The sequence below is a fragment of the Roseomonas alba genome, from assembly GCF_019430885.1.
GTDB lineage: Bacteria > Pseudomonadota > Alphaproteobacteria > Acetobacterales > Acetobacteraceae > Neoroseomonas > Neoroseomonas alba.
Genome location: NZ_JAHYBZ010000004.1, coordinates 495732 through 518382, shown reverse-complemented (window position 1 = coordinate 518382; position 22651 = coordinate 495732). Strand labels below are relative to the sequence as shown.

General features: G+C 68.6%; 21 protein-coding genes. 9 read left to right on the top strand and 12 right to left on the bottom strand.

The genetic code is table 11. The features are described 5' to 3' along the window. The first annotated feature begins 11 nt into the window (after positions 1-11). Genes sufB through KPL78_RS14120 form a run of 7 tightly spaced genes read left to right on the top strand, consistent with a single transcriptional unit; the run spans position 12 to position 6008 of the window. Positions 12-1508, top strand: a complete 1497-nt coding sequence (sufB, locus tag KPL78_RS14150; RefSeq protein ID WP_219763599.1) for a Fe-S cluster assembly protein SufB — start codon at positions 12-14, stop codon at positions 1506-1508. Next, the gene (gene sufC, locus KPL78_RS14145; RefSeq protein ID WP_219763598.1) at positions 1509-2255 is read left to right on the top strand and encodes a Fe-S cluster assembly ATPase SufC; all 747 of its coding nucleotides are present in this window, start codon (positions 1509-1511) and stop codon (positions 2253-2255) included. It abuts the gene before it with no gap. After that, positions 2252-3544, top strand: a complete 1293-nt coding sequence (sufD, locus tag KPL78_RS14140; RefSeq protein ID WP_219763597.1) for a Fe-S cluster assembly protein SufD — start codon at positions 2252-2254, stop codon at positions 3542-3544. The genes sufC and sufD overlap by 4 nt, the downstream gene beginning before the upstream one ends. Beyond that, positions 3544-4791 carry an aminotransferase class V-fold PLP-dependent enzyme gene (locus tag KPL78_RS14135; protein WP_219763716.1) on the top strand — a complete coding sequence of 416 codons (1248 nt, stop codon included), beginning with the start codon at positions 3544-3546 and terminating at the stop codon, positions 4789-4791. Before sufD ends, KPL78_RS14135 begins: the two co-directional genes overlap by 1 nt. Continuing rightward, on the top strand, positions 4788-5261 hold the full coding sequence (sufU, locus tag KPL78_RS14130; RefSeq protein ID WP_432761281.1) for a Fe-S cluster assembly sulfur transfer protein SufU: 474 nt from the start codon (positions 4788-4790) through the stop codon (positions 5259-5261). Before KPL78_RS14135 ends, sufU begins: the two co-directional genes overlap by 4 nt. Further along, positions 5254-5628 (top strand): SUF system Fe-S cluster assembly protein, encoded by a 375-nt coding sequence (locus KPL78_RS14125; RefSeq protein ID WP_219763596.1) that lies wholly within the window; start codon positions 5254-5256, stop codon positions 5626-5628. The genes sufU and KPL78_RS14125 overlap by 8 nt, the downstream gene beginning before the upstream one ends. An 11-nt stretch (positions 5629-5639) precedes the next feature. Continuing rightward, positions 5640-6008 carry a HesB/IscA family protein gene (locus tag KPL78_RS14120; protein WP_219763595.1) on the top strand — a complete coding sequence of 123 codons (369 nt, stop codon included), beginning with the start codon at positions 5640-5642 and terminating at the stop codon, positions 6006-6008. Here the strand turns inward: KPL78_RS14120 and KPL78_RS14115 are convergent, their stop codons facing one another. The 6 genes from KPL78_RS14115 to KPL78_RS14090 all read right to left on the bottom strand — a co-directional run bounded on the left by KPL78_RS14115 (position 6009) and on the right by KPL78_RS14090 (position 11504). Then, positions 6009-6317 carry a putative quinol monooxygenase gene (locus KPL78_RS14115; RefSeq protein WP_219763594.1) on the bottom strand — a complete coding sequence of 103 codons (309 nt, stop codon included), beginning with the start codon at positions 6315-6317 and terminating at the stop codon, positions 6009-6011. 99 nt (positions 6318-6416) lie between these two features. Continuing rightward, on the bottom strand, positions 6417-7556 hold the full coding sequence (locus KPL78_RS14110) for an ABC transporter permease (RefSeq protein WP_219763593.1): 1140 nt from the start codon (positions 7554-7556) through the stop codon (positions 6417-6419). Next, positions 7553-8476, bottom strand: coding sequence for an ABC transporter ATP-binding protein (locus tag KPL78_RS14105; protein WP_219763592.1), 924 nt, complete (start codon positions 8474-8476; stop codon positions 7553-7555). Before KPL78_RS14105 ends, KPL78_RS14110 begins: the two co-directional genes overlap by 4 nt. Continuing rightward, the gene (locus KPL78_RS14100) at positions 8473-9420 is read right to left on the bottom strand and encodes an HlyD family secretion protein (RefSeq protein WP_219763591.1); all 948 of its coding nucleotides are present in this window, start codon (positions 9418-9420) and stop codon (positions 8473-8475) included. Before KPL78_RS14100 ends, KPL78_RS14105 begins: the two co-directional genes overlap by 4 nt. After that, positions 9417-10043, bottom strand: a complete 627-nt coding sequence (locus tag KPL78_RS14095; RefSeq protein ID WP_219763590.1) for a TetR/AcrR family transcriptional regulator — start codon at positions 10041-10043, stop codon at positions 9417-9419. The genes KPL78_RS14100 and KPL78_RS14095 overlap by 4 nt, the downstream gene beginning before the upstream one ends. Positions 10044-10589: 546 nt before the next feature. Continuing rightward, entirely contained in the window at positions 10590-11504 is a 915-nt protein-coding gene (locus KPL78_RS14090; RefSeq protein ID WP_369412754.1) for an MBL fold metallo-hydrolase, read from the bottom strand. 360 nt (positions 11505-11864) lie between these two features. Here KPL78_RS14090 and KPL78_RS14085 point away from each other — a divergent pair, with 360 nt between their 5' ends. Continuing rightward, positions 11865-12767, top strand: coding sequence for a class I SAM-dependent methyltransferase (locus tag KPL78_RS14085; protein ID WP_219763588.1), 903 nt, complete (start codon positions 11865-11867; stop codon positions 12765-12767). 498 nt (positions 12768-13265) lie between these two features. Here the strand turns inward: KPL78_RS14085 and KPL78_RS14080 are convergent, their stop codons facing one another. From KPL78_RS14080 to KPL78_RS14060, 5 genes are all read right to left on the bottom strand, one after another. After that, complete coding sequence (locus KPL78_RS14080) at positions 13266-14555, bottom strand: class I SAM-dependent RNA methyltransferase (RefSeq protein ID WP_219763587.1); 1290 nt, start codon at positions 14553-14555, stop codon at positions 13266-13268. Positions 14556-14567: 12 nt separating this feature from the next. Further along, positions 14568-15533, bottom strand: coding sequence for a Bug family tripartite tricarboxylate transporter substrate binding protein (locus KPL78_RS14075; RefSeq protein ID WP_219763586.1), 966 nt, complete (start codon positions 15531-15533; stop codon positions 14568-14570). 101 nt (positions 15534-15634) lie between these two features. Continuing rightward, complete coding sequence (locus KPL78_RS14070) at positions 15635-16828, bottom strand: acyl-CoA dehydrogenase (RefSeq protein ID WP_219763585.1); 1194 nt, start codon at positions 16826-16828, stop codon at positions 15635-15637. 86 nt (positions 16829-16914) lie between these two features. Continuing rightward, the gene (locus KPL78_RS14065) at positions 16915-17934 is read right to left on the bottom strand and encodes a hypothetical protein (RefSeq protein ID WP_219763584.1); all 1020 of its coding nucleotides are present in this window, start codon (positions 17932-17934) and stop codon (positions 16915-16917) included. 279 nt (positions 17935-18213) lie between these two features. Beyond that, a complete protein-coding gene (locus KPL78_RS14060) occupies positions 18214-20295 on the bottom strand; it encodes a DEAD/DEAH box helicase (protein ID WP_219763583.1) in 2082 nt (693 codons plus the stop codon). Between the two features lie 95 nt (positions 20296-20390). Between KPL78_RS14060 and KPL78_RS14055 the strand changes: the two genes are divergently transcribed. Then, entirely contained in the window at positions 20391-21089 is a 699-nt protein-coding gene (locus KPL78_RS14055; RefSeq protein ID WP_219763582.1) for an alpha/beta fold hydrolase, read from the top strand. Between the two features lie 39 nt (positions 21090-21128). Here KPL78_RS14055 and mbfA read toward each other — a convergent pair whose 3' ends face one another. Beyond that, the gene (mbfA, locus tag KPL78_RS14050; protein ID WP_219763581.1) at positions 21129-22106 is read right to left on the bottom strand and encodes an iron exporter MbfA; all 978 of its coding nucleotides are present in this window, start codon (positions 22104-22106) and stop codon (positions 21129-21131) included. Positions 22107-22651: the final 545 nt, after the last annotated feature.

Below are 22651 nucleotides of genomic sequence, written 5' to 3'. Positions count from 1 at the left end.
GAGAAGACCTGATGCCTGCCGTCACCGAGACGATCGAGACCGTCCAGTCGGTCACGGAGTCCACCTACAAGTGGGGCTTCGAGACGGACATCGAGATGGAGTTCGCCCCCAAAGGGCTGAACGAGGAGATCGTCCGTTTCATCAGCGCGAAAAAGAACGAGCCCGACTGGCTGCTCGAATGGCGCCTGCGCGCCTTCGCCGCGTGGAAGACGATGGAGGAGCCGCGCTGGGCCGCGGTGAAGTACCCCCCGATCGACTACCAGGACGCGCATTACTACGCCGCGCCGAAGACGAAGCCAGGCCCGAAGTCGCTCGACGAGGTCGATCCCGAGCTGCTGAAGACCTACGCCAAGCTCGGCATCCCGCTGCGCGAGCAGGAGATCCTGGCCGGCGTCGAGGGCGCGGGCTCGGTCCCGGCCGAGGGCCGCATGCCAGTCGCAGTTGATGCGGTGTTCGACAGTGTGTCCGTCGCCACCTCCTACAAGGAGAGGCTGGGCAAGGAGGGCATCATCTTCTGCTCGATCAGCGAGGCGGTGCAGGAGCACCCCGAGCTGGTGAAGAAGTACCTCGGCACGGTGGTGCCGCAGGCCGACAATTTCTTCGCCGCGCTGAACAGCGCGGTCTTCACTGATGGCAGCTTCGTCTACATCCCGAAGGGCGTACGCTGCCCGATGGAGCTGTCCACCTATTTCCGCATCAACGCCAAGTCGACCGGCCAGTTCGAGCGCACGCTGATCATCGCCGACGAAGGGTCCTATGTCTCGTATCTCGAGGGCTGCACCGCCCCGATGCGTGACGAGAACCAGCTTCATGCGGCAGTGGTCGAGCTGGTGGCGCTGGATGACGCGACCATCAAGTACTCCACCGTGCAGAACTGGTACCCCGGCGATGCCGAGGGCAAGGGCGGCATCTACAACTTCGTCACCAAGCGCGGCGCCTGCCGCGGCGCGCGGTCCAAGATTTCCTGGACGCAGGTGGAAACGGGCTCGGCCATTACCTGGAAGTATCCCTCCTGCATCCTGCAGGGCGAGGATTCGGTGGGCGAGTTCTATTCCGTTGCCATCACCAACAACTACCAGCAGGCCGATACCGGCACGAAGATGTTCCACATCGGCCCGCGCACCAAGTCGACGATCGTGTCGAAGGGGATCAGCGCGGGACATGGGCAGAACACCTATCGCGGCCTGGTGCGCATCGGGGCGAAGGCCAAGGGCGCGCGCAACTTCACCCAGTGCGACAGCCTGCTGATCGGCGACCTCTGCGGCGCGCACACCGTGCCCTACATCGAAAACCGCTGTGTCTCCGCCAAGGTGGAGCATGAGGCGACGACGAGCCGCATCGCCGAAGACCAGCTTTTCTACTGCCGCCAGCGCGGGCTGACGCAGGAGGAGGCGGTCGGGCTGATCGTGAACGGCTTCTGCCGCGAGGTGCTCAAGGAGCTGCCGATGGAATTCGCGGTGGAAGCCCAGAAGCTGTTGCAGATTTCGCTCGAAGGGAGCGTTGGTTAGATGCTGCGTATCGAAGGACTGACCGCCGAGATCGACGGCAAGGAGATCCTGAAGGGGATCGACCTGGAAGTGCCGACCGGCGAGGTGCACGCCATCATGGGCCCGAATGGCTCGGGCAAGTCCACGCTGTCCTACGTGCTGTCGGGGCGCGAGGGTTATGAGGTGACGGGTGGGTCCGCCACGCTGAACGGCGTGGACGTGCTGGCCATGGAGCCCGAGGAACGTGCTGCTGCCGGCCTCTTCCTGGCCTTCCAGTATCCGGTCGAGCTGCCGGGCGTGGGCAACGCCACCTTCCTGCGCACCGCGCTGAACGCGCTGCGTCGCGCGAAGGGCGAGAGCGAGCTGGACGCCATGCAGTTCCTCAAGCTGGCGCGCGAACGCATGAAGGCGCTGTCCATGCCCGAGGACATGCTGAAGCGCGGCGTGAATGTCGGCTTCTCGGGCGGCGAGAAGAAGCGCAACGAGATCCTGCAGATGGCGCTGCTGCAGCCCTCCATGGCGATCCTCGACGAGACGGATTCCGGCCTCGACATCGATGCGCTGAAGATCGTCGCCGATGGCGTGAATGCGATGCGCGGGCCGGGCTTCTCGGCGCTGGTGATTACCCACTATCAGCGGCTGCTCGACTACATCGTGCCGGACCGGGTGCATGTGCTGATGCAGGGCCGCATCGTGAAGTCGGGCGGGCCCGAACTCGCGAAGGAGCTGGAGGCGCAGGGCTATGCGTCCGTCCAGGCGGCTGCATGACGGCAAACGCTCCAGCCGGCGCTGCCGGCTTCCTGGCGCGCTATGAAGGGCTGAAGGACCATCTGCCCGGCGCGCGCAAGCCATGGCTGAACACGCTGCGCGCGGATGCCGCGGCGCATTTCGCCGCGCGCGGCTTCCCCACGCGACGCGTGGAGCAGTGGAAGTACACCGACCTCGGCCCCATCGCGCAGGCGCATTTCGCCGAGCCGCTGACCATGGTCGAGGGTGCGATCGCCCTGCCCGTGCCGAACGCGCCGCATCGCGCGGTCTTCGTCGATGGCCGCTTCCGCGGTGACCTGTCGACGCTGGACGGCGTGCCCTATCGCGTGCTGTCGCTGGCCCGCGACCTGGCCGAGGCCGAACCGCATCTCGGCGCGCTGGCGCGGCCGGAAAGCGAGCCTCTCGCCGCGCTGAACACCATGCTGTTCGAGGACGGGCTGTTCCTCGACATCCCCGAAGGCGTGGAGGGCGGGTTGCTGGAACTCGTGTCCATTGCCGTCGATCCCGGGCGCCCCTTCGCCTTCCATCCGCGGCACCTGATCCGGCTCGGCGCCGGGGCTTCGCTGACGCTGATCGAGACGGCGACCGGCCGCGGCCAGTGCCTGCACAACCCGGTCTTCGAGATCGCAGTCGCTGAGGGTGCGACCCTCACCCATGGCCGCATGCTGCAGGAGGAAGCGACCGTCTTCCACCTGTCCACGATCTACGCGACCATCGCGGCGGGCGGCTCCTACGACAACTTCACCGTCGCCGCCGGTGCGCGCCTGACGCGCAACGAGATCCATGCGGCGCTGACCGGCCCCAAGGCCGCCTGCCACATGAACGGGGCGCAGATGGCGGCCGACGGGCAGCATGTGGACACCACCACGGCGCTCGATCACGCCGCGCCCGACTGTGCCAGCCGCCAGACCTACAAGACGGTGCTGACCGGGCGCTCGCGCGGGGTGTTCCAGGGCAAGATCCACGTCCATCAGATCGCCCAGCGCACTGACGGCTACCAGATGAACCAGGCGCTGCTGCTGTCGGACGAAGCCGAAATCGACAGCAAGCCACAGCTTGAAATCTACGCGGATGACGTGAAGTGCAGTCATGGCGCGACGGTGGGTGCGCTGGATGCGGACAGCCTCTTCTACCTCCGCTCCCGCGGCATCCCCGAAGCCGAGGCCAAGGCCATGCTGGTAGAAGCCTTCCTGCATGAGGCGGTGGAGACGGTGACGGACGAAACCCTGCGCGGCGCCCTGACCCGGGCGCTGGACAATTGGTGGTCCCGCCAGGGGGCGGCTGCGTGATGGACACGCTGGCCCCCGCTGGCTTCGACGTCGCGCGCATCCGCCAGGATTTCCCGATCCTGTCGCAGCCGCAGGCGCGCGGGCGGCCGCTGGTCTTCCTCGATTCCGGGGCGTCCGCGCAGAAGCCGCGCGCCGTGATCGAGGCCATGGTCCGCTGCATGGAGACGGCCTACGCCAATGTCCATCGCGGGGCCTATCGCCTGTCCGAACTGGCGACGGATTCCTACGAGGCGGCGCGGGCCGCCACGGCGCGCTTCCTGAACGCCGCCGACCCGCGCGAGATCGTCTTCACGAAGAACAGCACCGAGGCGATGAACCTCGTCGCCCATAGCTGGGGTCGCGGCGTGATGAAGCCCGGCCAGGCGGTGCTGATTTCCGAGCTCGAGCACCACGCCAACATCATCCCCTGGCAGTTGCTGCGCGACGACAAGGGCATCGAGATGCGCGTCTGCCGCGTGACCGATGCCGGCGAGCTCGACATGGAGGATCTCGAGGCAAAGCTCGCTGATGGGAAGGTCGGGCTGGTCGCGGTCGCGCATATGTCGAACGTGCTCGGCACCGTCACACCGGTCGAGCGCATCGTGGCGCTGGCCCACGCCCATGGCGCCAAGGTGCTGCTGGATGGGTCCCAGGCCGCGGTGCACCGCCGCGTCGACGTGCAGGCAATCGGCTGCGACTTCTACTGCTTCACCGGTCACAAGCTGTATGGGCCGACCGGCATCGGCATTCTCTGGGCGCGGCTCGAATTGCTCGACCGCATGCCGCCCTTCCTCGGCGGCGGCGACATGATCTCCTATGTGACCTTCGAGAAGTCGGAATGGGCCCCGGCGCCCGCGAAGTTCGAAGCCGGGACGCCGCCGATCGTCGAGGCCGTCGGCCTGCACGCCGCCATCGACTACGTCACCGCCATCGGCATGCCGGCGATCGAGGCGCATGAGCGCGCCCTGGTCGACCACGCGATGGGCGCGCTGTCCGAGGTGCCGGGCCTGACGCTGCTCGGCCGTGCGCAGGATCGCGGTGGGGTCTTCGCCTTCGCGCTGGATGCCGCGCATCCGCATGACCTCGCGACGCTGCTCGACCGCGCCGGCATCGCGGTGCGCGCCGGCCGCCACTGTGCCGAGCCGTTGCATGCGCGCTTCAACGTCGAGGGCGGGACCACTCGCGCCTCCTTCGGGGTCTACACGACGAAGGAGGAGATCGACATCCTGGCCACCGCGCTGATCGAGGCACGGGAGTTCTTCAAATGAGCGGCCTGTTCGACGATCTGCGCGACCTCTACCAGGAAGTCATCCTGGACCACGGCCGCAAGCCGCGGAATTTCCGCCGGCTGGAGGACGCGACCGCCACCGCGCGCGGCGACAACCCGATGTGCGGTGACCGGATCGAGCTCTTCGTGAAGATGTCGCCCGACGGGCATATCGCCGACGCCGCGTTCCAGGGGCGCGGCTGCGCGATTTCCACCGCCAGCGCGTCGCTGATGACCGAGACGGTGAAGGGCAAGACGGCGGAGCAGGCGAAGGAGCTTGGCGCCAAGTTCCGCGAGCTGGCCATGACCGGCGCCTGCCCCGATTGCGGCGCCGAGTTCTCCGAGGAGATGGAGCGTCTCGCGCCCCTCTCCGGCGTGCACGAATTTCCCTCCCGCGTGAAATGCGCGACGCTGGCCTGGCACACGCTGAACGCCGCGCTCGACGGGACCAAGGAGGCGAGCAGTGAGTGAACCCGCCACCACCGAGACCCGCGCCACCTGGACGCCCGATGGCGAAGTGAAGCCGCCGGCGCCGAAGGTGAACGAGGATGCGGTGATCGCCGCGATCTCCACCGTCTATGACCCGGAGATCCCGGTCGACATCTACCAGCTCGGCCTGATCTACGCGATCGAGATCGCTGACGACGGCAAGGTGAAGGTTGAGATGACCCTCACCACGCCCGCCTGCCCCTCGGCCCAGGAACTGCCTGGCCAGGTGGAGGAAGCGGTGAGCGCCGTCGAAGGTGTGTCCGATGTCGATGTCGAGGTCGTCTGGGATCCGCCCTGGGACCAGTCCCGCATGAGCGAGGACGCCCGCCTCGCCCTGAATATGTTCTGAGGAGGCCAACGATGAGCGCCACCGTCGACGCCCCCCGCCCGAAGCGTTCGCTGCCGCCGGTCATGACCCTGACGGACGCGGCGGCCGAGCGGCTGCGTGGCCTCTACGCGAATGGGCAGCACGGCAGGCTGCTGCGCATCGGCGTGAAGGCGAAGGGCTGTTCCGGCCTGTCCTACGACCTGTCCTGGACCGACGAAGCCGCGCCGACCGACGAGGTCGTCCGCGACAAGGACGTCACCGTCCTGATTGACCGCAAGGCGACGCTGTTCCTGATCGGCACGGTCATGGACTATGAGGTGAAGGCGATGACCGCCGGCTTCACCTTCACCAATCCGAACGAGAAGGGCCGCTGCGGCTGCGGCGAATCCTTCCACGTTTGATCAGGCGCGCCGGTCCTCCCTGACCGGCGTCCACATCCCGATCTCGCGCGGTCTCTCCAGCAGGTCCGCCAAGGCCGTGTGCCAGGCGGCGCGATAGGGCCGCGCAAGCTGCACTTCCAGCACATCCTGGTGGTCACGCCAGACCTCATGCAGCAGGAAGCGGCGGGGGGTGTCCGGGTCCTCGTGCAGTATGGCGCTGATGAAGCTGTCCTCCTCCCGCATAGCGTCCAGCACGCCCGTCAGCATGGACAGGAAGCGCTCGCGCTGGCCGTCGCGGACGGTGAAGGTGATAACGTAGGCGATGGACATTGCGGCGCTCCGGTGCGGGAGCAGCAGCCTAGCCAGGCGCGTCGCGGAAGCGATGACGTCGGAGGTCAATGGAGAGGCAAAGCCCCCCTCGAAACACCGTCAGTCGAGGGTTTGCCGATACCGCGTCACCGCCAGCACCGAGACCGCGCCGAGAAACACCAGCATGGGCCAGATATCCGGCCAGGTATCCGCCAGCGCATTCCCCTTCAGCATCACCCCGCGCACCACGCGCAGAAAATGCGTCAGCGGCAGGGCTTCCCCGATCACCTGCGCCCAGTCCGGCATGCCGCGGAAGGGGAACATGAAGCCCGACATCAGGATGGATGGCAGGAAGAAGAAGAAGCTCATCTGCATCGCCTGAAGCTGGTTCTGCGCGATGGTCGAGAACAGGAACCCCACCGCCAGGTTCGCGATGATGAAGGTCAGCAACCCGACCGACAGCACCAGCGGATCGCCCACCATCGGCACGTGGAACAGTGTCGTCGCGGTGCCGATGATGACCAGGACCTGGATGCCGCCCACCAGGATGAAGGGGGCGAGCTTGCCGATCATCACCTCGGTCGGGCGGACCGGCATGGCGAGCAGGTTCTCCATGGTCCCGCGCTCGCGTTCGCGCGTCACGGCGAGCGCGGTCATGATGATCATGGTCATGGTCAGGATGGTGCCCATCAGCCCAGGCACGATGTTGTACTGGGTGATGCCTTCCGGATTGTAGCGGCGCTGCACCCGCAGATCGACCGGGGAGGGGCCGCGCTGCAAGGTCGCGAGGGAGCCGTCCAGCAGCGGCGACAGCGAGCTTTCCACGACGCGATCCAGCGCACCCAGCGCATTGCCCGTGGCGGCGGGGTCGGTCGCATCGGCCATGACCAGCAGGGCGGGGCGATCCCCGCGCATCAGAGCGCGGCCGAAGCCGGCGGGGATCTCGACGGCGAATTGCACCTCGCCGCGCGCCAGCATGCGGTCGAGTTCGGCAGGGTCCTGCGTCACCTCGGCGATGCGGAAATAGGTGCTGGTCTGCAAGCCGGCGACGATGGCGCGGCTGAAGGGGCTGTTGTCCTCGCTCATCACCGCGGTGGGCAGGTTGCGGGGGTCAGCGTTGATGGCATAGCCGAACAGCGCGAGCTGGATGATCGGGATGCCGATCATCATCGCGAAGGTCAGCCGATCGCGGCGCATCTGGATGAATTCCTTCACCACCATCGCGACCAGGCGGTGCCAGGCGAAGCGTGGGCCGCTCATCCGGGCGTTCCCGTCATCAGGTGGATGAAGGCGTCCTCCAGGGAAGGCTCGTCCTTGGTCCAGCTCAGGCCGGGCTCGTCGCGATAGGGCGCGATGGCGGCTTCCAGAGCGGCCTCATCGGGGCCGCTGACATGCAGCGTGGCGCCGAAGGGGGCCACCATCTCGCAGCCCGCGCGCGAGGCGAGTTCATGCGCCAGTGACGCGATGCGCCGTTCCGGCCCGCTGACATGCCAGGTGAACAGCCCCGAGGTCGCGATCACCTCGGCCACGCTGCCGACCGCAAGCAGCTTGCCATAGGCGAGATAGGCGATGCGGTGGCAGCGCTCCGCCTCATCCATGTAGTGGGTGCTGACCAGCACGGTCATGCCGCCTTCGGCGAGCAGGTGGATCTCGTCCCAGAATTCCCGTCGCGCCTTGGGGTCGACGCCCGCGGTGGGTTCGTCGAGCAGCAGCAATTCCGGTTCGTGCAGCACGCAGGCGGCCAGTGCGAGGCGCTGCTTCCACCCGCCCGACAGCGTGCCGGCCAATTGCCCCACGCGCGATGTCAGCCCCAGCCGTTCCAACGCGCGTGCGACGCGCCGCCGCCGCCCATCCAGCCCGTAGAGCCGCGCGACGAAGTCGAGATTCTCCGCGATGGTGAGGTCTTCATACAGGCTGAAGCGCTGCGTCATGTAGCCGACGCGCTGCTTGATCTCCCAGGCCTGGGTGCGGATGTCGCGGCCGAGGCATGTCCCCGTTCCGCCATCCGGCACCAGCAGCCCGCACAGCATGCGGATGGTCGTCGTCTTCCCGCTGCCGTTCGGCCCGAGGAAGCCATGGATCTGCCCGCGCGCGACATCGAGGTCGAGCCCGTCCACCACCACCTTGTCGCCATAGCGCTTGGTCAGGCCGCGCACGGAGATGGCGGGCGCGTCGCTCATGGCCGCGCGCGCACCGTCACCGGCTGGCCGGGCGTGGGCGCGCCGGGGATGGCGGCGAGGATCGCCTCGGTGCGCCAGACGAGCTTCTGGCGCGTCTCGCGGCTGTAGATGACGGGCGGAGTGTATTCGGCCTCCTGCGCCACGCGGCTGATGCGCGCCGTCAGGTCCTGCGGGCAGCCGCTGCATTCCACCCGCACCGTGTCGCCCAACCGCAAGGCGTTCCGTTGGGCCTCGGGCACGTAAAAGACCACCTTGGTTGCGTCGGGCGGCAGCAGGCTGACGACGGTGCCGCTCGCCGGCACCCATTCCCCGGGGTGGCGGACCACGTCATCGACCAGGCTGGCGACCGGGGCCGTCACGCGCCGCTGGGCGAGGTGCCATTCGGCCTGTTCGAGCGCCGCCTGGGCGGCTTCCACGCTGGCGCGGGCCGCGGCGATGCGGTCGGTGCGTGCCGGCAGCCGCGCGGTGGCGAGGTCGGCCTTCATCCGGTCGCGTTGCGCCGCGGCCTGGTCCGCCGCGGCGCGCGCCTGGTCCAACGCCTGCTCGGAAGCGACACGCGTGCGCGCCAGTTCCTCCTGCCGCGCACGCTGCAGCCGGGCGAGTTCGAGCGACGCCTCGGCCGCGGCGAGCTGCGCCTCGATCGAGGCGATCTCCTCCGGCCGCGCACCCTTCAGCAGGTCATCGAGCGAGCTCTGCGCCTGGGCGAGACTCGCACGCGCCTGCGCCACCGCGGCGCGTTGCAGCGTGTCATCCAGGGTGAACAGCAGCGTGTCGGCGGCGACGTTCTCCCCCTTGGTCACCGGGACAGCGGTGACCCAGCCACCCTCGGGCGCGGCCATGCGCAGGAACTCCGCATCGACATAGCCCTGGAAGGCGCCGGAATCCGGCGGCTTGTCGCAGGAACCGAGGGCAAGAAGGACGGCGAGGTAGGCGAGGCGTCTCATGGCGGGGACTCCGCGGCGATGGCGCGCAGGAACAGGTCGAGATGCAAGGCAAGGAGGTCTTCGGTCGGCAGCGGGCTGTCCTCGATCGGAGCGAAGGTGGCGCGCCACAGCGCCCCCAACACCATGGGGGCGAGGAACAGCCGGGCGGCGAGGGCCGCATCGAGCGTGCGGAACTCGCCCGCCTGAACGCCGTGTTCGAGGATACCGGTGACCAGGGTGAGGCCGCGGCCCACCACCTCCTGCCGGTAGAAGCGGGCCATATCGGGAAAGTTGCCCGCCTCCGCGAGGACCAGGCGGGGGATCGCGACCAGACGCGGATCGGCCGAGACCATGGCGAAGGTCCGCGCAAGCAACCGCAACCGGTCCGTCGCGGGCCCCGTTGCCTCCGCCATGGCGACCTGGAGACGTTCGATGACCGGCACGATGTTGGCACGGACCAGGGCTTCGAACACTGCTTCCTTGGACGGGAAGTAGAGGTAGATCGTGCCCTTGGAGATGCCGGCGCGGGCGGCGATGTCCTCCATGCGCGTGGCGGCGAAGCCGCGGGCCCGGAAGGTGTCGAGCGCGGCATCCAGCACTTCGGCAGGGCGTGTTTCCTTGCGGCGACGGGCGGGGGGGGTCATCGATCGCGCATTAATGACTGACTGGATAGTCAGTAATTCGGGCGATCCTTGGCCGTCAAGCGCGGCACACGGGCCATCGTATGGGAACGGCCCGTGCCGTGCGGCATGACCGCTGGCTATGGAACGATCGCCGATCGGGGCGTGCCATGCTGGTGCGGCCGATGCGCTGTCGCGTGCGACGGATGGGCAGGAGAGTCCTACGTTCAAGCATCATGCCTGACTGCACCGTCAGAGACGCGGAGGGGCTTTGTTCCTCCGATCCATCCTGCCACGGGCTCCCATTCACATCGCTTCGCAACGCGTATGGGAGCCCGCCTGGACCCGACGCCTTGGGAAGCCGTCACCCGGCGCTGGCGTCGCCGGCGGGATTAGCGCCGAGACCCGCACTTGCGCACGGAACGCGCTCGGAGGGCGAAGGATGAGTTTCGCGCCTGGCACAGAGTATCCGGCGTTCCAAATGCTCTCAGCATTTGGCGGGGCGGTCCGGAGGGGCAGAGCCTCTCCGGTTCAACCGGCCGTCCACCTCGCCGACGCGGCGTCACAGCATCACACCACGCTGGACCAATTCGCCGGCACGAAGCGGAACCCGTTGCCCGCCCGCGCGACATAGCCATTCGCCGGGAAGGGGAAATGGTAGCCAGTGATGCGGATCCGGTCCGTCGCGACCATGTCCAGCACCCGCCGCCGCGTTGCCGCGGCCGCATCACCGTCGAAGTCGAAGACGATCTGCCAGTCCGGGTGGGCCATCATGATTTCCGGCCGGTTCGTCACATCGGCCACGAACATCATCTGCGCCGCGCCATCGGCGATGCGGAAGATGGTGTGGCCCGGCGTATGGCCCGGCGCGGCGATGGCGGTGATGCCGGGGATGACCTCCGCGCCCATGGCGAAGGGGGTGACGCTGCCCTGATAGGGTGCGAAGCGCCGCGCGACATTGGCGAAGTTGCCGCGCTGGCCTTCAGGGCTGCGCGTCCCGTTGCTCGCTTCGGTCCACCAGGCCCATTCCGGCGCGGGCACCAGCACCTGCGCGCTGGGGAAGGCGCGCCCGCCCGACGCGTTGAGCAGCCCGTTCACATGGTCGCCATGGAAATGGCTGAAGATCACATGCGTCACGCGGGCAGGATCGATCCCCGCGGCGGCCATGTTGGCGATCATGCGCCCATTCGTCGCGCCGGTCGGCGTCACGCCGTTCCCGGTGTCGAAGACCGCCAGCGTATCGCCGCGCTGGACGAAGGTGATGGTGAAGGGAATTACCTGCCGGTCGGTCGGCAGGAAAGCTGTGCTCGCGGCCTCCTGCACCTGGACGAGCGGCGCGTTGCGCACGAAGCCCTCAAGCGGGCGCGCGAAGAACCCATCGTGAACGGTCGTGACCAGCAGGTCGCCGACCTTGAACCGGTAGAAGCCAGGTGCCTGCCCGGAGGTTTCCGGCAGCGGTGCCTGGGCGGCTGCGGAGCGAAGCACGCCCGGAGTGGCAATGGCGCTCCCAAGGGCAAGGAGAGCGTTGCGTCGGCTTGGCCGCATCTGGCGTATCTCCAATGGCGAATGACCGAACGGTGGGGTGCCTTGTCCCGTGGTCAAGAGGTGCTGATGCATCAATGGGTTGCCAGCACGCACGCGGGATGTGAATCTGCCCGGGGGTAGCACAACCGCGTTTGCAGGGGCCAAGTATCGCCGGTGCCGAAGGATAATCCCCTGATATCGCCTGACCCGGTCGAGACCCCGAAGGCGGGCGTCGTGCCGCGTTTCCTGTCCTGGCTCTTCGCCCGAGGTCCCCGACAGAGCCGCGGCGCGATTCATGGCACGCATGAGGAACTGTTCCGTATGCGTGGCGAACTTGCCGTGCTGCGCGCGACCCTCGAAGCCGTCCGCGCCGAGGTGGGCCGGCGCGACATCGCGACGCTCGAGGAACTGCTGCGTACCGGCAATCGCCGCGAGATCGAGGCACAGATCCGTGATCGCACCCAGACCGTGTCGCTGCCGGATGGCAGCGTGCTGTGCCGGGTGCTCGGCCGCTTCAAGATGTTCACCGATGCCGCGGATGCGGGCATCGCGCCGCATCTGCTCCTCGATGGCTACTGGCAATACTGGGTGACGGAATTCCTCTGCCGCAACGTCGCCCGCGGGGAGACCGCCTACGACGTTGGGGCGATCTACGGCTACTGGTCCCTGCTGCTGGCCGACCTGGTCGGGCCGGAAGGCCATGTCACCGCGCTCGAAGCCAATCCCTGGCTGCACTGGCTGTTGCGCCGCAACGTGATGCTCAACGGTCTGGGCGGCATCATCTCGACCGAACGGGTGGCTGCGGCGGAGACCACCCATGAATCACTGCGGGTGCCCGCGCTGCTGACGGGTCCCGCCGACGGGCATTTCGCCAGTGCCTTCACCCATGAGGCCGGTCGGCACTATTGCGGCGCACCCGCCAAAGCGCTGGAGGACCTCGCCCAGGGCACCGTTGACGTGGTGCGCATGGGCGTCAGCAGCCAGGCCAAGCTGGTCGTCGACGGCATGGGTGGGCTGATCGACCGCAGCCCGAGGCTGCGCATCCTGCTCGACTTCGACGCCAGCCGCTGCGACGACGCGCCGGCGATGCTGGCCGCCCTGTCCGACCGCTTCCCGTTGCGCTTCGTCGACGGAGACGCCCGCGCCAAACCCTGCACCATCGAGGACCTGCTGGAACGGCGGCGCGTGACGACGCTCTATCTGTCGCGAATGGAGCCACGGTGAGCGGCTGCCCGGAGCCGGGGAACCGAGACGGGCTTTGAGCCTTCCCAGGCAACGGCCGGGAGGCCGTCCTTACGATCCGCTTGCTCCCGAGGGCGAAGATCGGAGGGGCGCCGCCCCTCCGAACCACCCCGCCAGGGGGATTGGATCCCCTGGACCGCATTCTGCCGGTACCGGGCGGGAAGGTCATTCCATGCCCTCCTGGCGCGTTTCGGGCGCAAGGGCGGATTTCAGCATTCCGTTCTGCCCGTGGCGCACGGCGCCAAAGGGAGGTTTGCAAAGTCCCTTCGGCCTTTTCCGGGGTGGCTTGGAGGGGCGGCGCCCCTCCTACTCCACAGCCGAAGCGTCAGGGGCCTCGGGAAGTCCTTTGGCAACCGAATCTGGCGCCGGGCACGTTCGGCAGACGCCGTGCCGAAACCTGCTCCCGCGCACAAAACAATCCGGGAGGCGGGCGGGATGGCTGCACCCCCGATCTTCCGCCGCGGCACCGCGTTTCGCCGCCTACCGCCGCCCGCCCCGACGAAAAGCGATGACCGCCTCGAGCTGCGCGGAATGCACGAACTGGTCGATCGGCGTCGCCGCTTCCAGCGTCCATCCAGCCTGGGCGAAGGCTCGTGCATCGCGCGACAGGGCCGACGGGCTGCAGGAGACATAGACCACCGCCGGCACCGTGCTGCGCGCGATCAGTGGAACCTGTTCCGCCGCGCCGGCGTAGGGCGGATCCAGCACGACGGCCGCGAAGGCGCTGAGCTCCGCGACCGTCAGCGGTTGGCGCACCAGGTCTCGCCGGGTGGCGGTCACCTTCACCCCGGCGCGTGCTGCCGCCGTGGCGAGGGCAGCGACTGCGGTCGCCTCGCCCTCGAAGGCGGCGACGCGACCCTGCGCGGCGAGCGGGATCGACAGCGTTCCGAGCCCGGCATGCAGATCCGCGATGCGTCTGCGGCCGGCGAGGCGCGCCGGCAGTCCGGCCAGCACGGCGGCGATGATGGCGGCCTCGCCCTCGGGGCTGGCCTGGAGAAAGGCGCCGGGCGCCGGCGCGACCTCCACGCCGGACAGCGCGATGGTCGCGGGGCCGAGCTGCACGGCGATCTCGACCGGGCCGTCCTTCCGTGCCCAGGCAATGCGCGGGATGCCGGCCCGCTGGGCGAAGGCGGCGAGCACGACGCGCTCCGGGGGAGACAGCGCGCCATCGGTGCGCAGCAGCAGGTCCGGTCCGGTGTCGAGCAGGTTCACGACCGCCGAACCCTCCTTCCGCAGCGCCGGCAGGCGGCGGAGCAGGTCGCGCAGGGGATCGATCAGTGCGACGAGGCGCGGATCCAGCACGAGACACTGCGCGAGGTCGAGTACCGCGCCGCTGCCGGATTCGTGGAACCCGACCAGCGCCTGGCCCGGGCTGCGACGCAGGGCGAAATCGGCGCGGCGGCGGCGGCCGGGCGGGGTGGTGACGGTCTCGGCAACCACGGCATCGGGGTAGCCGGCGCGGGACAGGGCCTCGCGCAGTCGCTCGCGCTTCCACGCGGCCTGGGCCTCGGGCGCCCAGTGCTGCAGGGCGCAGCCGCCGCAGCCTTCAGTGAAATGCGGACAGGGGGGATCGCGGCGCGCGGGGCTTGGCGAGAGAACGGCCTCGAGGCGTGCGTGAAGCGCGCCGGCACGGCGGGTGGCGGGGCCCACCAGCACCCGCTCGCCGGGCAGGGCGCGGGGCACGAAGCAGGTCTCCCCGCCCGGCAGGCTCACCATGCCATCGCCGCCCGCCCCAAGCGCGGTGATGGTGGTTTCAGCGGCGTCGGGCATGGCAGCTCATGGTCAAAGGGCGATGCGGCTGTTGCCGAGCACCGCCTGGTAGCGGGTGATCTCCAGCGCCACGAAATCGCGGAATTCCTGGCCGCGCCGGGTGGCGGGGAGGGAGCTGCCGGCCTGCAGCACGCGCTGCATGCCTTCGGCCTTCAGGGCGGTGTCGGCAGCGGCGGCGGCGGCTTGCACCAGCTCGGGCGGCAGGCCGGCCGGGCCGAAGACGCCGACCCAGCTCATGGCGTCGATCTCGCCATAGCCCTGTTCCTGCAGGGTCGGCATGTCGGGCCAGCGATCGATGCGCGCCAGGGTGCCGGCGGCGAGCGGGCGCAGCTTGCCTTCGCTGATCGGACCGGCGACGGCGCTGACACCATCGATCGTCATGTCGACGCGGCCGGCCAGCAGGTCGGCCATCGCCGGTGCGCTGCCGCGATAGGGGACATGGACGAACTCGACGCCGGCCTTCTGCGCGAGGGTGGCGCAGGCGACGTGATGGACCGAGCCGATGCCGGCCGAGGAGAAGGAGATGCTGCCCGGTTGCGCGCGCGCCGCGGCGACCAGTGCCTCGGTCGAGCGATGGGGGGAGGAGGCCGGGACCACCAGCAGATGCGGGTGGACGGCGATCTGGGCGATCGGCGTCAGGTCCGTGAGCGGATCGTAGGGGAGGTTGCTGAACAGTGCGGCGGCGACGGCGTTCGGCGTGGAATGGCCGAGCAGCAGCACCGAGCCATCGGCTGGCGCCTTGGCGACGAAATCGGTCGCGAGCGTGCCGGAGGCACCGGAGCGGTTTTCCACCACCACGTTGACGCCCAGGATCTGGCTGTACTGCTCGGCGACCGCGCGGGCGACGATGTCTGTGAAGCCACCCGGGGCGAAGCCCACCAGCAGGCGCACCGGTCGGCGCGGCCAGGCGGTCTGGGCGAGGGCGGGGGTGGCAAGCAGCGCGAGGGCGGCGGCGCTGAGAGTGCGGCGAGCGATCATCGGGTTCTCCTGATCGCGCCAGCCTAGCGGGTCATGCTGCGATGCAACAGATCATGACAAAACGGAAAGGCCGGGGATCCGGCCTTTCCGGGTCGGGGCGATCAGCCGAAGGCGTTCAGCCCGGTCTGCGCACGGCCGAGGATCAGCGCGTGCACGTCATGGGTGCCTTCATAGGTGTTGACCGTCTCGAGATTCACCATGTGGCGGATCACGTGATACTCGTCGACGATGCCGTTGCCGCCGTGCATGTCACGCGCCATGCGGGCGATGTCGAGCGCCTTGCCGCAATTGTTGCGCTTGACCAGGGAGATCATCTCCGGCGCGACCTTGTGCTCGTCGAACAGCCGGCCGACGCGCAGCACCGCATGCAGGCCGAGGGTGATCTCGGTCATCATGTCGGCGAGCTTCTTCTGGATGAGCTGCGTCTGCGCCAGCGGCTTGCCGAACATCTTGCGGTTCATCGTGTAGTCACGTGCGCGGTGCCAGCAATCCTCGGCGGCACCCATGGCACCCCAGGCGATGCCGTAACGGGCGCGATTGAGGCAGCTGAACGGACCGGCGAGCGACTTCACGCCCGGCAGGCGGTTCTCTTCCGGCACGAAGACATCGTCCATCATGATCATGCCGGTGACCGAGGCGCGGAGCGAGAACTTGCCCTCGATCTTGGGGAAGGTGAGGCCCTTCATGCCGCGTTCGAGCACGAAGCCACGCAGGATGCCCTCATCATCCTTCGCCCAGACCACAGCGACATCGGCGATCGGGGAGTTGGTGATCCAGGTCTTGGAGCCGTTGATGATGTAGCCGCCATCGACCTTCTTGGCGCGGGTGCGCATCGAATTCGGGTCGGAGCCCGCATCGGGCTCGGTCAGGCCGAAGCAGCCGACCCATTCGCCGGTGCGCAGCTTCGGCAGGTACTTGTCCTTCTGCGCCTCCGACCCGAAGGCGTGGATCGGATACATGACCAGCGAGGACTGCACGCTGAACGCGGAACGGTAGCCCGAATCGACGCGCTCCACCTCGCGCGCCATCAGGCCATAGGCGACATAACCGACGCCGGCGCAGCCATGGCTGTCGAGCGTCGCGCCCAGGAAGCCCATCTCGCCGAACTCGTTCATGATCTCGCGGTGGAAGTGCTCCTTGCGGAAGGCTTCCTGCACGCGCGGCAGCAGCTTCTCCTGGCAGAAGTCGCGCGCGCTGTCGCGGATCATGCGCTCGTCCTCGGTGAGCACCTCGTCGAGCAGCAGCGGGTCGTCCCAGACGAACTGCGCGCGGGCGGGCTTCGAGACGACGTTCATGACGGGCTCCTCGTCTGGCGGCGGGGGCGTTTCCCCAAGACGCTGCCTATCTGCGCCGGCACGGCACGGGGAGCAAGGGCCGAGCGTCATCCGGGCGCCGGGAGGTCCGTGACGGTGCAGGCGATGCCGCGCGGATTGTCGGGGGCCTCGCGCCAGCCGACCAGCCGGTCACCGATCGCAAGGCGCCGGATGCCGATGTCGCGTTCGGGCAGGCGGGTGACGTCGGCATCCCATGGCACGTCGAAGAAGCACAGGGTGGTGCGGGGCGCGGCGTTGGTCGCCCCGCTGACCATGGCGACGGGACAGCGCCCGTCGCGGCAGAGCAGCGGCGAGGCGAGCATCAGCGCCACGGCACCGGGCCGCACCGGCTCCAGATCGCCCCACAGCGAGCGCAGATGCAGGAGCGGGTCGAAGCGGCGGCGCCAATCCTCGGCGCCGCGGGGCTGGCCGATATCCTCGGGCCACAGACCGTGCAGCGCGGCGGCGTAGGGGCTGTCGGTTTCGCTGAAGGTGTGGAGTTCGGAACTGTCGGTCAGGCCGCGCAAGTACTGCCGTTCCGTTCTCGAGGGCCGCGGGTGCCCGGCGCGATAGCAAACGGGACCGCTGCGCCAGCCGCGTCCTGGGGCACCCCGTCGCCAGCCGATCAGACCGGCGCCTGTTTCGAACCAATGCCAGCCGACGCTACGCCGGCGCCGCCGCACCGGCCTGGACCAGCCGGGGTTGTTGATTTCGCAGGCGATGCGCCAGCCATCGGAGGTGCCATCCTGCACCATGACGAACCCTGGGCAGCCATCCTCAGGGCACGCTTGGCCAGGCGCCGAGAGCACGAGGACGACTTCCAATAAGCCGTTGTCATTCAGATCCATGCGTGCCCAGTCGAATGCGCTGCTGGTGAAATTCCCGTACCAGCCATCCTCCCGCTGGAGGTCGGCCTGTTCGCCTGGAAAGAGGCGCGGAACGGCGGCCGCGAAGGCCGGCGTGTTGCGCAGCGCCCGATAGGCGCCGCGCACATCGTCGGGCGCTGCCCCCCACTGCCGGCGTTCAGCACCTTCCTCGGCCGTCAGGAAACGGGGCCAAGCGGCCAGCAGCCGCCAGTAAAGGCGCATGATCAGCGTGGGAGGCGGCGAGGCGCCACTGCCGGGGTGTTGGCGTTCAATGGAGAATACGGAATCCGTATGTTGCCCGCGGGGTCGCGGGCGCCAAATCCACGCAGACGCCCCAGGACGGGTCCCGCGAGATCGGCGCGCCGGCCGGCCAACACCTGTTCCACTCCATCGTCAGTCACTCCAGGCCGGATGGATCGGACAATATTCCCATTTCATGCCAAAAATTAAGGCCGGAGGTTGATTGTCCTCCGGCCTCTCTCACTCGCTGGTGAAGACGGCTCAGGCCGCCTCGGTCTCCGGCGCCGTCTCGGTCGCTGCTGGCTCCGCCGCCTTCTCCGCCCGCGGACGTGGCAGCGGGATCAGCATGAAGGCCGGGATGGCATCGCCGAAGCCCTTCACCGGCGGGCCGAGATCCTCCTGCCGGTAGCGGCGGTCACGGTCGCGGTCACGGTCACGATCCCGGCGCGGCTCGCGCTCGGCCCGCGGCTCGGCGGTCTCGCGCTCGATCCGGGCGTCGCGGTCGCGATCCCGATCGCGGCGGGGGCGGGCCTCGACGGCGTCCTCCCGCTCGCGGCGCGGGCGCGCCTCGGCGGCGTCTTCGCGCTCGCGGCGCGGGCGGGCTTCGGCCTCCTCGCGGTCGCGTTCGCGGGGCGCACGGTCGCGCGGGGCGCCGTCACGGCGGCTGCCGTCGCGGCGTCCGCCCTCACGGCGATCGCCGCTGCGGCCCTTGGCGCTGCTGCTCGACGCACTACGGCCACGGCCGCGACCCTTCGGCGCGTTGCGCGCCTCCTCGATCTCTTCCTCCGGCACGGGGTCGAGACCCTCGACTGCCATGCGCGGGATCGGCTTGCCGGTCAGCTTTTCGATCGCCGCGACATTCTTGGCGTCATCGGCGGTGGCGATGGTGTACGCGTGGCCCTCGCGCCCGGCACGGCCGGTGCGGCCGATGCGGTGGACGTAGTCCTCGTCTCGGAAGGGCACGTCGAAATTGAAGACGTGGCTCAGCCCACCGATGTCGATGCCGCGCGCCGCGACGTCCGAGCATACCAGAAGCTGCAATTCGCCCGCCTTGAAGGCATTCAGCGTCGCGAAGCGGGTCGCCTGGTCCATGTCGCCATGCAGGGCGCCGGCGCTGAAGCGGTGCTTCTTCAGCGATTTGTAGAGGATGTCCACATCCGTCTTGCGGTTGCAGAAGATCAGCGCGTTCTGCACCTGCTCGATGCGGATCATCCGCCGCAGCGCCTCGCGCTTGTCATGCGGCTGGACATAGACGAGGCCGGCGGTGATCGTCGTCGCCACCGAAGCGGGCGCCGAGACCGAGATCTCCTTCGGGTTGGACAGGAAGGCATCGGCCAGGCGCCGGATCTCGGGCGCCATGGTGGCGCTGAAGAACAGTGTCTGGCGCATCGCCGGGAGCATCGAGACGATGCGCTCGACATCGGGGATGAACCCCATGTCCAGCATGCGGTCCGCCTCGTCGATCACCAGCAGCTTCACATCCGCCATCAGGATGCGGCCGCGGTCAAACAGGTCGAGCAGCCGGCCCGGCGTCGCGATCAGCACGTCCACGCCCTTTTCGAGCACGTCGCGCTGGTCGTTCATGCTCTCCCCGCCGATCAGCAGGGCGTGGTTGAGCTTGAGGTACTTGCCGTATTTTTCGAAATTCTCGGCGACCTGCAGGGCGAGCTCGCGGGTCGGTTCCAGGATCAGGCTGCGCGGCATGCGCGCCTTGGCCCGGCTGCCGGCGAGGATGTCGAGCATCGGCAGCACGAAGGACGCCGTCTTGCCCGTGCCGGTCTGGGCGCAGCCCAGCACGTCGCGGCCCATCATCACCCAGGGGATCGCCGCTTCCTGGATCGGCGTCGGATGGACATAGCCCACTTCGACGACGGCACGGAGCAGTTCCTCGGACAGGCCGAGATCCGCGAAAGTGGTGCGGGCCGGCTCGGGCTCGTCCTCTTCCTCGGTGTATTCCGGGACTTCGTCCTCGGCGTCCTCAACGGCCTGGGCCGGCGCCTCGTCCGCGGAGGCCTCAGCCTGACCCGCCGGCGCGCCGTCCTCGGGCTCGGCCTCGGCGATCACATCGGCGGGCGCGGGATCGGCCGGGACATCCTCGGCCGCCTCGGCGGCGATGATGGTCTCGGGCGCGGCATCTGCCGCTGGCGCCTCAAGGGCGAGGACCGGTTGAACCGGGGCATCGACCGCTTCCGCGGCCGTAGGGGGAAGCTCGTTCAAGTTCGCTCTGTTCCATGGGCCCGGCGCAACGGGCCGCCAGCGGGGTGGTGCGGTGGGTGGCCGAGCCCCGGCGGGGCGCACTCCGGGGCCGACGATCCGGCCCGCCAATCCACGAGCGCCCCGCATATGCGCCGCATTGCATCGAAGATCAAGGTTTTCGGCGCCCCGTGGCCCGCGCCCAGCGCATGGACTGCCCACCCATGCCGCGATAGAGCGAGGCGATGACCGAGAAGCTCCCCTTGCTGCTCCTGCCCGGATTGCTTTGCGACGCGCGGCTTTGGCGCGACCAGGCGGCGGCGCTGGCGCCGCTTGCGGCGCCCATTGTCGCCGACCTGACGCTGGATGACCGTATCGAGACAATGGCGGCCCGGGCGATCGCCGCGGTCGATGGCCCCTTCGCGCTCGCCGGCCTGTCCATGGGCGGATATGTCGCTCTCGAGATCATGCGGCAGGTGCCGGGCCGGGTGACACGGCTCTGCCTGCTCGACACCGGCGCGCGGGCGGATACCGAGGAGCAGAAGCGCCGCCGGCGCGGCCTCCTCAGCCTGTCGCGGTCCGGTCAGTTCCGCGGCGTGACGCCGCGCCTGCTGCCGCAACTGATCCATCCCGCCCGGCTGGAGACGCCCCTCGCGACCGAGGTGATGACCATGGCCGAGCGCGTCGGCAAGGACGCCTTCCTGCGCCAGCAGGAGGCGATCATGCACCGCATCGATTCGCGGCCGCATTTGTCCGCCATCGCGGTGCCGACCCTGGTCGGCGTGGGCGCGGACGATGTGTTGACCGTGCCGGAACTGGCGGCGGAGATGGCGGCGCTGATTCCCGGCGCGCGCCTGCGCCACTTCGCCGATGCCGGGCATCTGCCAACCATGGAAACGCCAGAAGCCGTGAACGCGGCGATGGCGGCCTGGCTGACCGCGTAAGGCGGGCGGCCAAGGCCTGTCGGCCGCCCGACCGGTGTCTCAGCCGCTGCCGATCAGGATGCCCGCCGCCAGCACCAGCGCGCCGCCGAGCACGACCTGCGTCACCGACCGCAGGAAGGGCGTTTCCATGAAGCGGTTCTGGATCCAGGCGATGGCCCAGAGCTCGATGAAGACCACGACGAAGGCCACCGCGGTCGCGGTCCAGAAATACGGGATCAGGTAGGGCAGGGCATGCCCCAGCCCGCCCAGCGCCGTCATGCTGCCTGAGGCGATACCGCGCTTGATTGGCGACCCGCGGCCCGAAATGACGCCGTCATCGTGGATCGCCTCGGTGAAGCCCATGGAGATGCCCGCGCCGACCGACGCCGCGAGACCCACCGCGAAGGTCGTGCCCGGGTCCTGCGTCGCGAAGGCCGTCGCGAAGATCGGCGCAAGGGTCGAGACCGACCCGTCCATCAGTCCCGCCAGGCCAGGCTGCACCCAGGTCAGCAGGGTCTGGCGGCGGGCGCGTTCGTCCTCATCTTGCCGCGCATCCTGGGTCAGATGCGTGGCTTCGGAGGCGGCGACGCGATCGAGATGCCCACCCTCCTGCAGGGCGAGGTCGCCGAGCAGCTTGCGCGTGCCCGCATCGCTCGCCCGGCCGGCGGCGGCCGTATAGAAGCGGCGCGCATCATCTTCCATCCGCTCGGCTTCCTGGCGGATGCGGTCGACGCCGAGATTCTCCACCAGCCAGATGGGGCGGCGCGAATAGTAGCCGGCGACGTGCTCGCGCCGGATCAGCGGAATGGTATTGCCGAAGCGGCGCTCGAAATCGGCGATCAGGGAACGGCGATGGCCGTCCTCCTCCGTCACCATGTCGTCGAACATCGCGGCGGTGGCGGGGAAGTCGTGGCGCAGCCGCTCGGCATAGCTGGCGTAGATGCGCGCATCGTCCTCCTCCGAGGAGATGGCGAGGGCGAGGATTTCCTTCTCCGAAAGCTGCGAGAAGGGCTTTCGATTGCCGAGGAAAGCGAACATCGGGCGTCCTTGAGATCAGTGGCGCACGGAGTGCGGTGCTGAGGACAGTCTATATCGCTCGATCCTCGTGTTCCTCCTATCCCTTTGGATGATCGGCGTTCGATTTTCTTTCAGGAATGGAATTGCCAATCACTCTCAACTTTCAGAATGGGCAGATATCCCAGGAAGTATTCTGTCGGGTGTCAGGTCTTGGGCAAGTTGATCGGTGGCCCGCGATGCACGGCGTGGGGGATGCGCAACGTCCAGGTGTCGCCGAGCATGAAATCGCTCGTCAGGAATTGTGCGATCCGGCGGCGCGGGCCGCGTGACTGCTTTCGCAGTGCCGGCCGGGTGATGATGGGCGCGCGAACACAGGGCCGGTGCTGTCGTCGTGACCAGGGTGTCGCGCGGTGGGCCGCCGCGGAGGAGCTGGCGGCTTTGGCCCATGGGCACGAGCCCATTGGCGAATGGAGAGGGGCTCTGCCCTTCTCTCCAAACCTCTCCCGGCCACGGGATCCCATTGACGTCGCCTCGCAACATCAATGGGGACCTATCGGCCACAGGGC

What these genes read in the sequence shown, in the direction of transcription:
- sufU (WP_432761281.1), top strand. Translation starts at nt 4,788, where the DNA reads ATGAGCGGCCTGTTCGACGATCTGCGCGACCTCTACCAGGAAGTCATC.
- KPL78_RS14075 (WP_219763586.1), bottom strand. Translation starts at nt 15,533, where the DNA reads ATGATCGCTCGCCGCACTCTCAGCGCCGCCGCCCTCGCGCTGCTTGCC.
- KPL78_RS14120 (WP_219763595.1), top strand. Translation starts at nt 5,640, where the DNA reads ATGAGCGCCACCGTCGACGCCCCCCGCCCGAAGCGTTCGCTGCCGCCG.
- KPL78_RS14100 (WP_219763591.1), bottom strand. Translation starts at nt 9,420, where the DNA reads ATGAGACGCCTCGCCTACCTCGCCGTCCTTCTTGCCCTCGGTTCCTGC.
- KPL78_RS14055 (WP_219763582.1), top strand. Translation starts at nt 20,391, where the DNA reads ATGACCGAGAAGCTCCCCTTGCTGCTCCTGCCCGGATTGCTTTGCGAC.
- sufC (WP_219763598.1), top strand. Translation starts at nt 1,509, where the DNA reads ATGCTGCGTATCGAAGGACTGACCGCCGAGATCGACGGCAAGGAGATC.
- KPL78_RS14105 (WP_219763592.1), bottom strand. Translation starts at nt 8,476, where the DNA reads ATGAGCGACGCGCCCGCCATCTCCGTGCGCGGCCTGACCAAGCGCTAT.
- KPL78_RS14070 (WP_219763585.1), bottom strand. Translation starts at nt 16,828, where the DNA reads ATGAACGTCGTCTCGAAGCCCGCCCGCGCGCAGTTCGTCTGGGACGAC.
- sufB (WP_219763599.1), top strand. Translation starts at nt 12, where the DNA reads ATGCCTGCCGTCACCGAGACGATCGAGACCGTCCAGTCGGTCACGGAG.
- KPL78_RS14060 (WP_219763583.1), bottom strand. Translation starts at nt 20,295, where the DNA reads ATGCGGGGCGCTCGTGGATTGGCGGGCCGGATCGTCGGCCCCGGAGTG.
- mbfA (WP_219763581.1), bottom strand. Translation starts at nt 22,106, where the DNA reads ATGTTCGCTTTCCTCGGCAATCGAAAGCCCTTCTCGCAGCTTTCGGAG.
- KPL78_RS14080 (WP_219763587.1), bottom strand. Translation starts at nt 14,555, where the DNA reads ATGCCCGACGCCGCTGAAACCACCATCACCGCGCTTGGGGCGGGCGGC.
- KPL78_RS14085 (WP_219763588.1), top strand. Translation starts at nt 11,865, where the DNA reads ATGCGTGGCGAACTTGCCGTGCTGCGCGCGACCCTCGAAGCCGTCCGC.
- sufD (WP_219763597.1), top strand. Translation starts at nt 2,252, where the DNA reads ATGACGGCAAACGCTCCAGCCGGCGCTGCCGGCTTCCTGGCGCGCTAT.
- KPL78_RS14065 (WP_219763584.1), bottom strand. Translation starts at nt 17,934, where the DNA reads ATGCGCCTTTACTGGCGGCTGCTGGCCGCTTGGCCCCGTTTCCTGACG.
- KPL78_RS14135 (WP_219763716.1), top strand. Translation starts at nt 3,544, where the DNA reads ATGGACACGCTGGCCCCCGCTGGCTTCGACGTCGCGCGCATCCGCCAG.
- KPL78_RS14095 (WP_219763590.1), bottom strand. Translation starts at nt 10,043, where the DNA reads ATGACCCCCCCCGCCCGTCGCCGCAAGGAAACACGCCCTGCCGAAGTG.
- KPL78_RS14115 (WP_219763594.1), bottom strand. Translation starts at nt 6,317, where the DNA reads ATGTCCATCGCCTACGTTATCACCTTCACCGTCCGCGACGGCCAGCGC.
- KPL78_RS14110 (WP_219763593.1), bottom strand. Translation starts at nt 7,556, where the DNA reads ATGAGCGGCCCACGCTTCGCCTGGCACCGCCTGGTCGCGATGGTGGTG.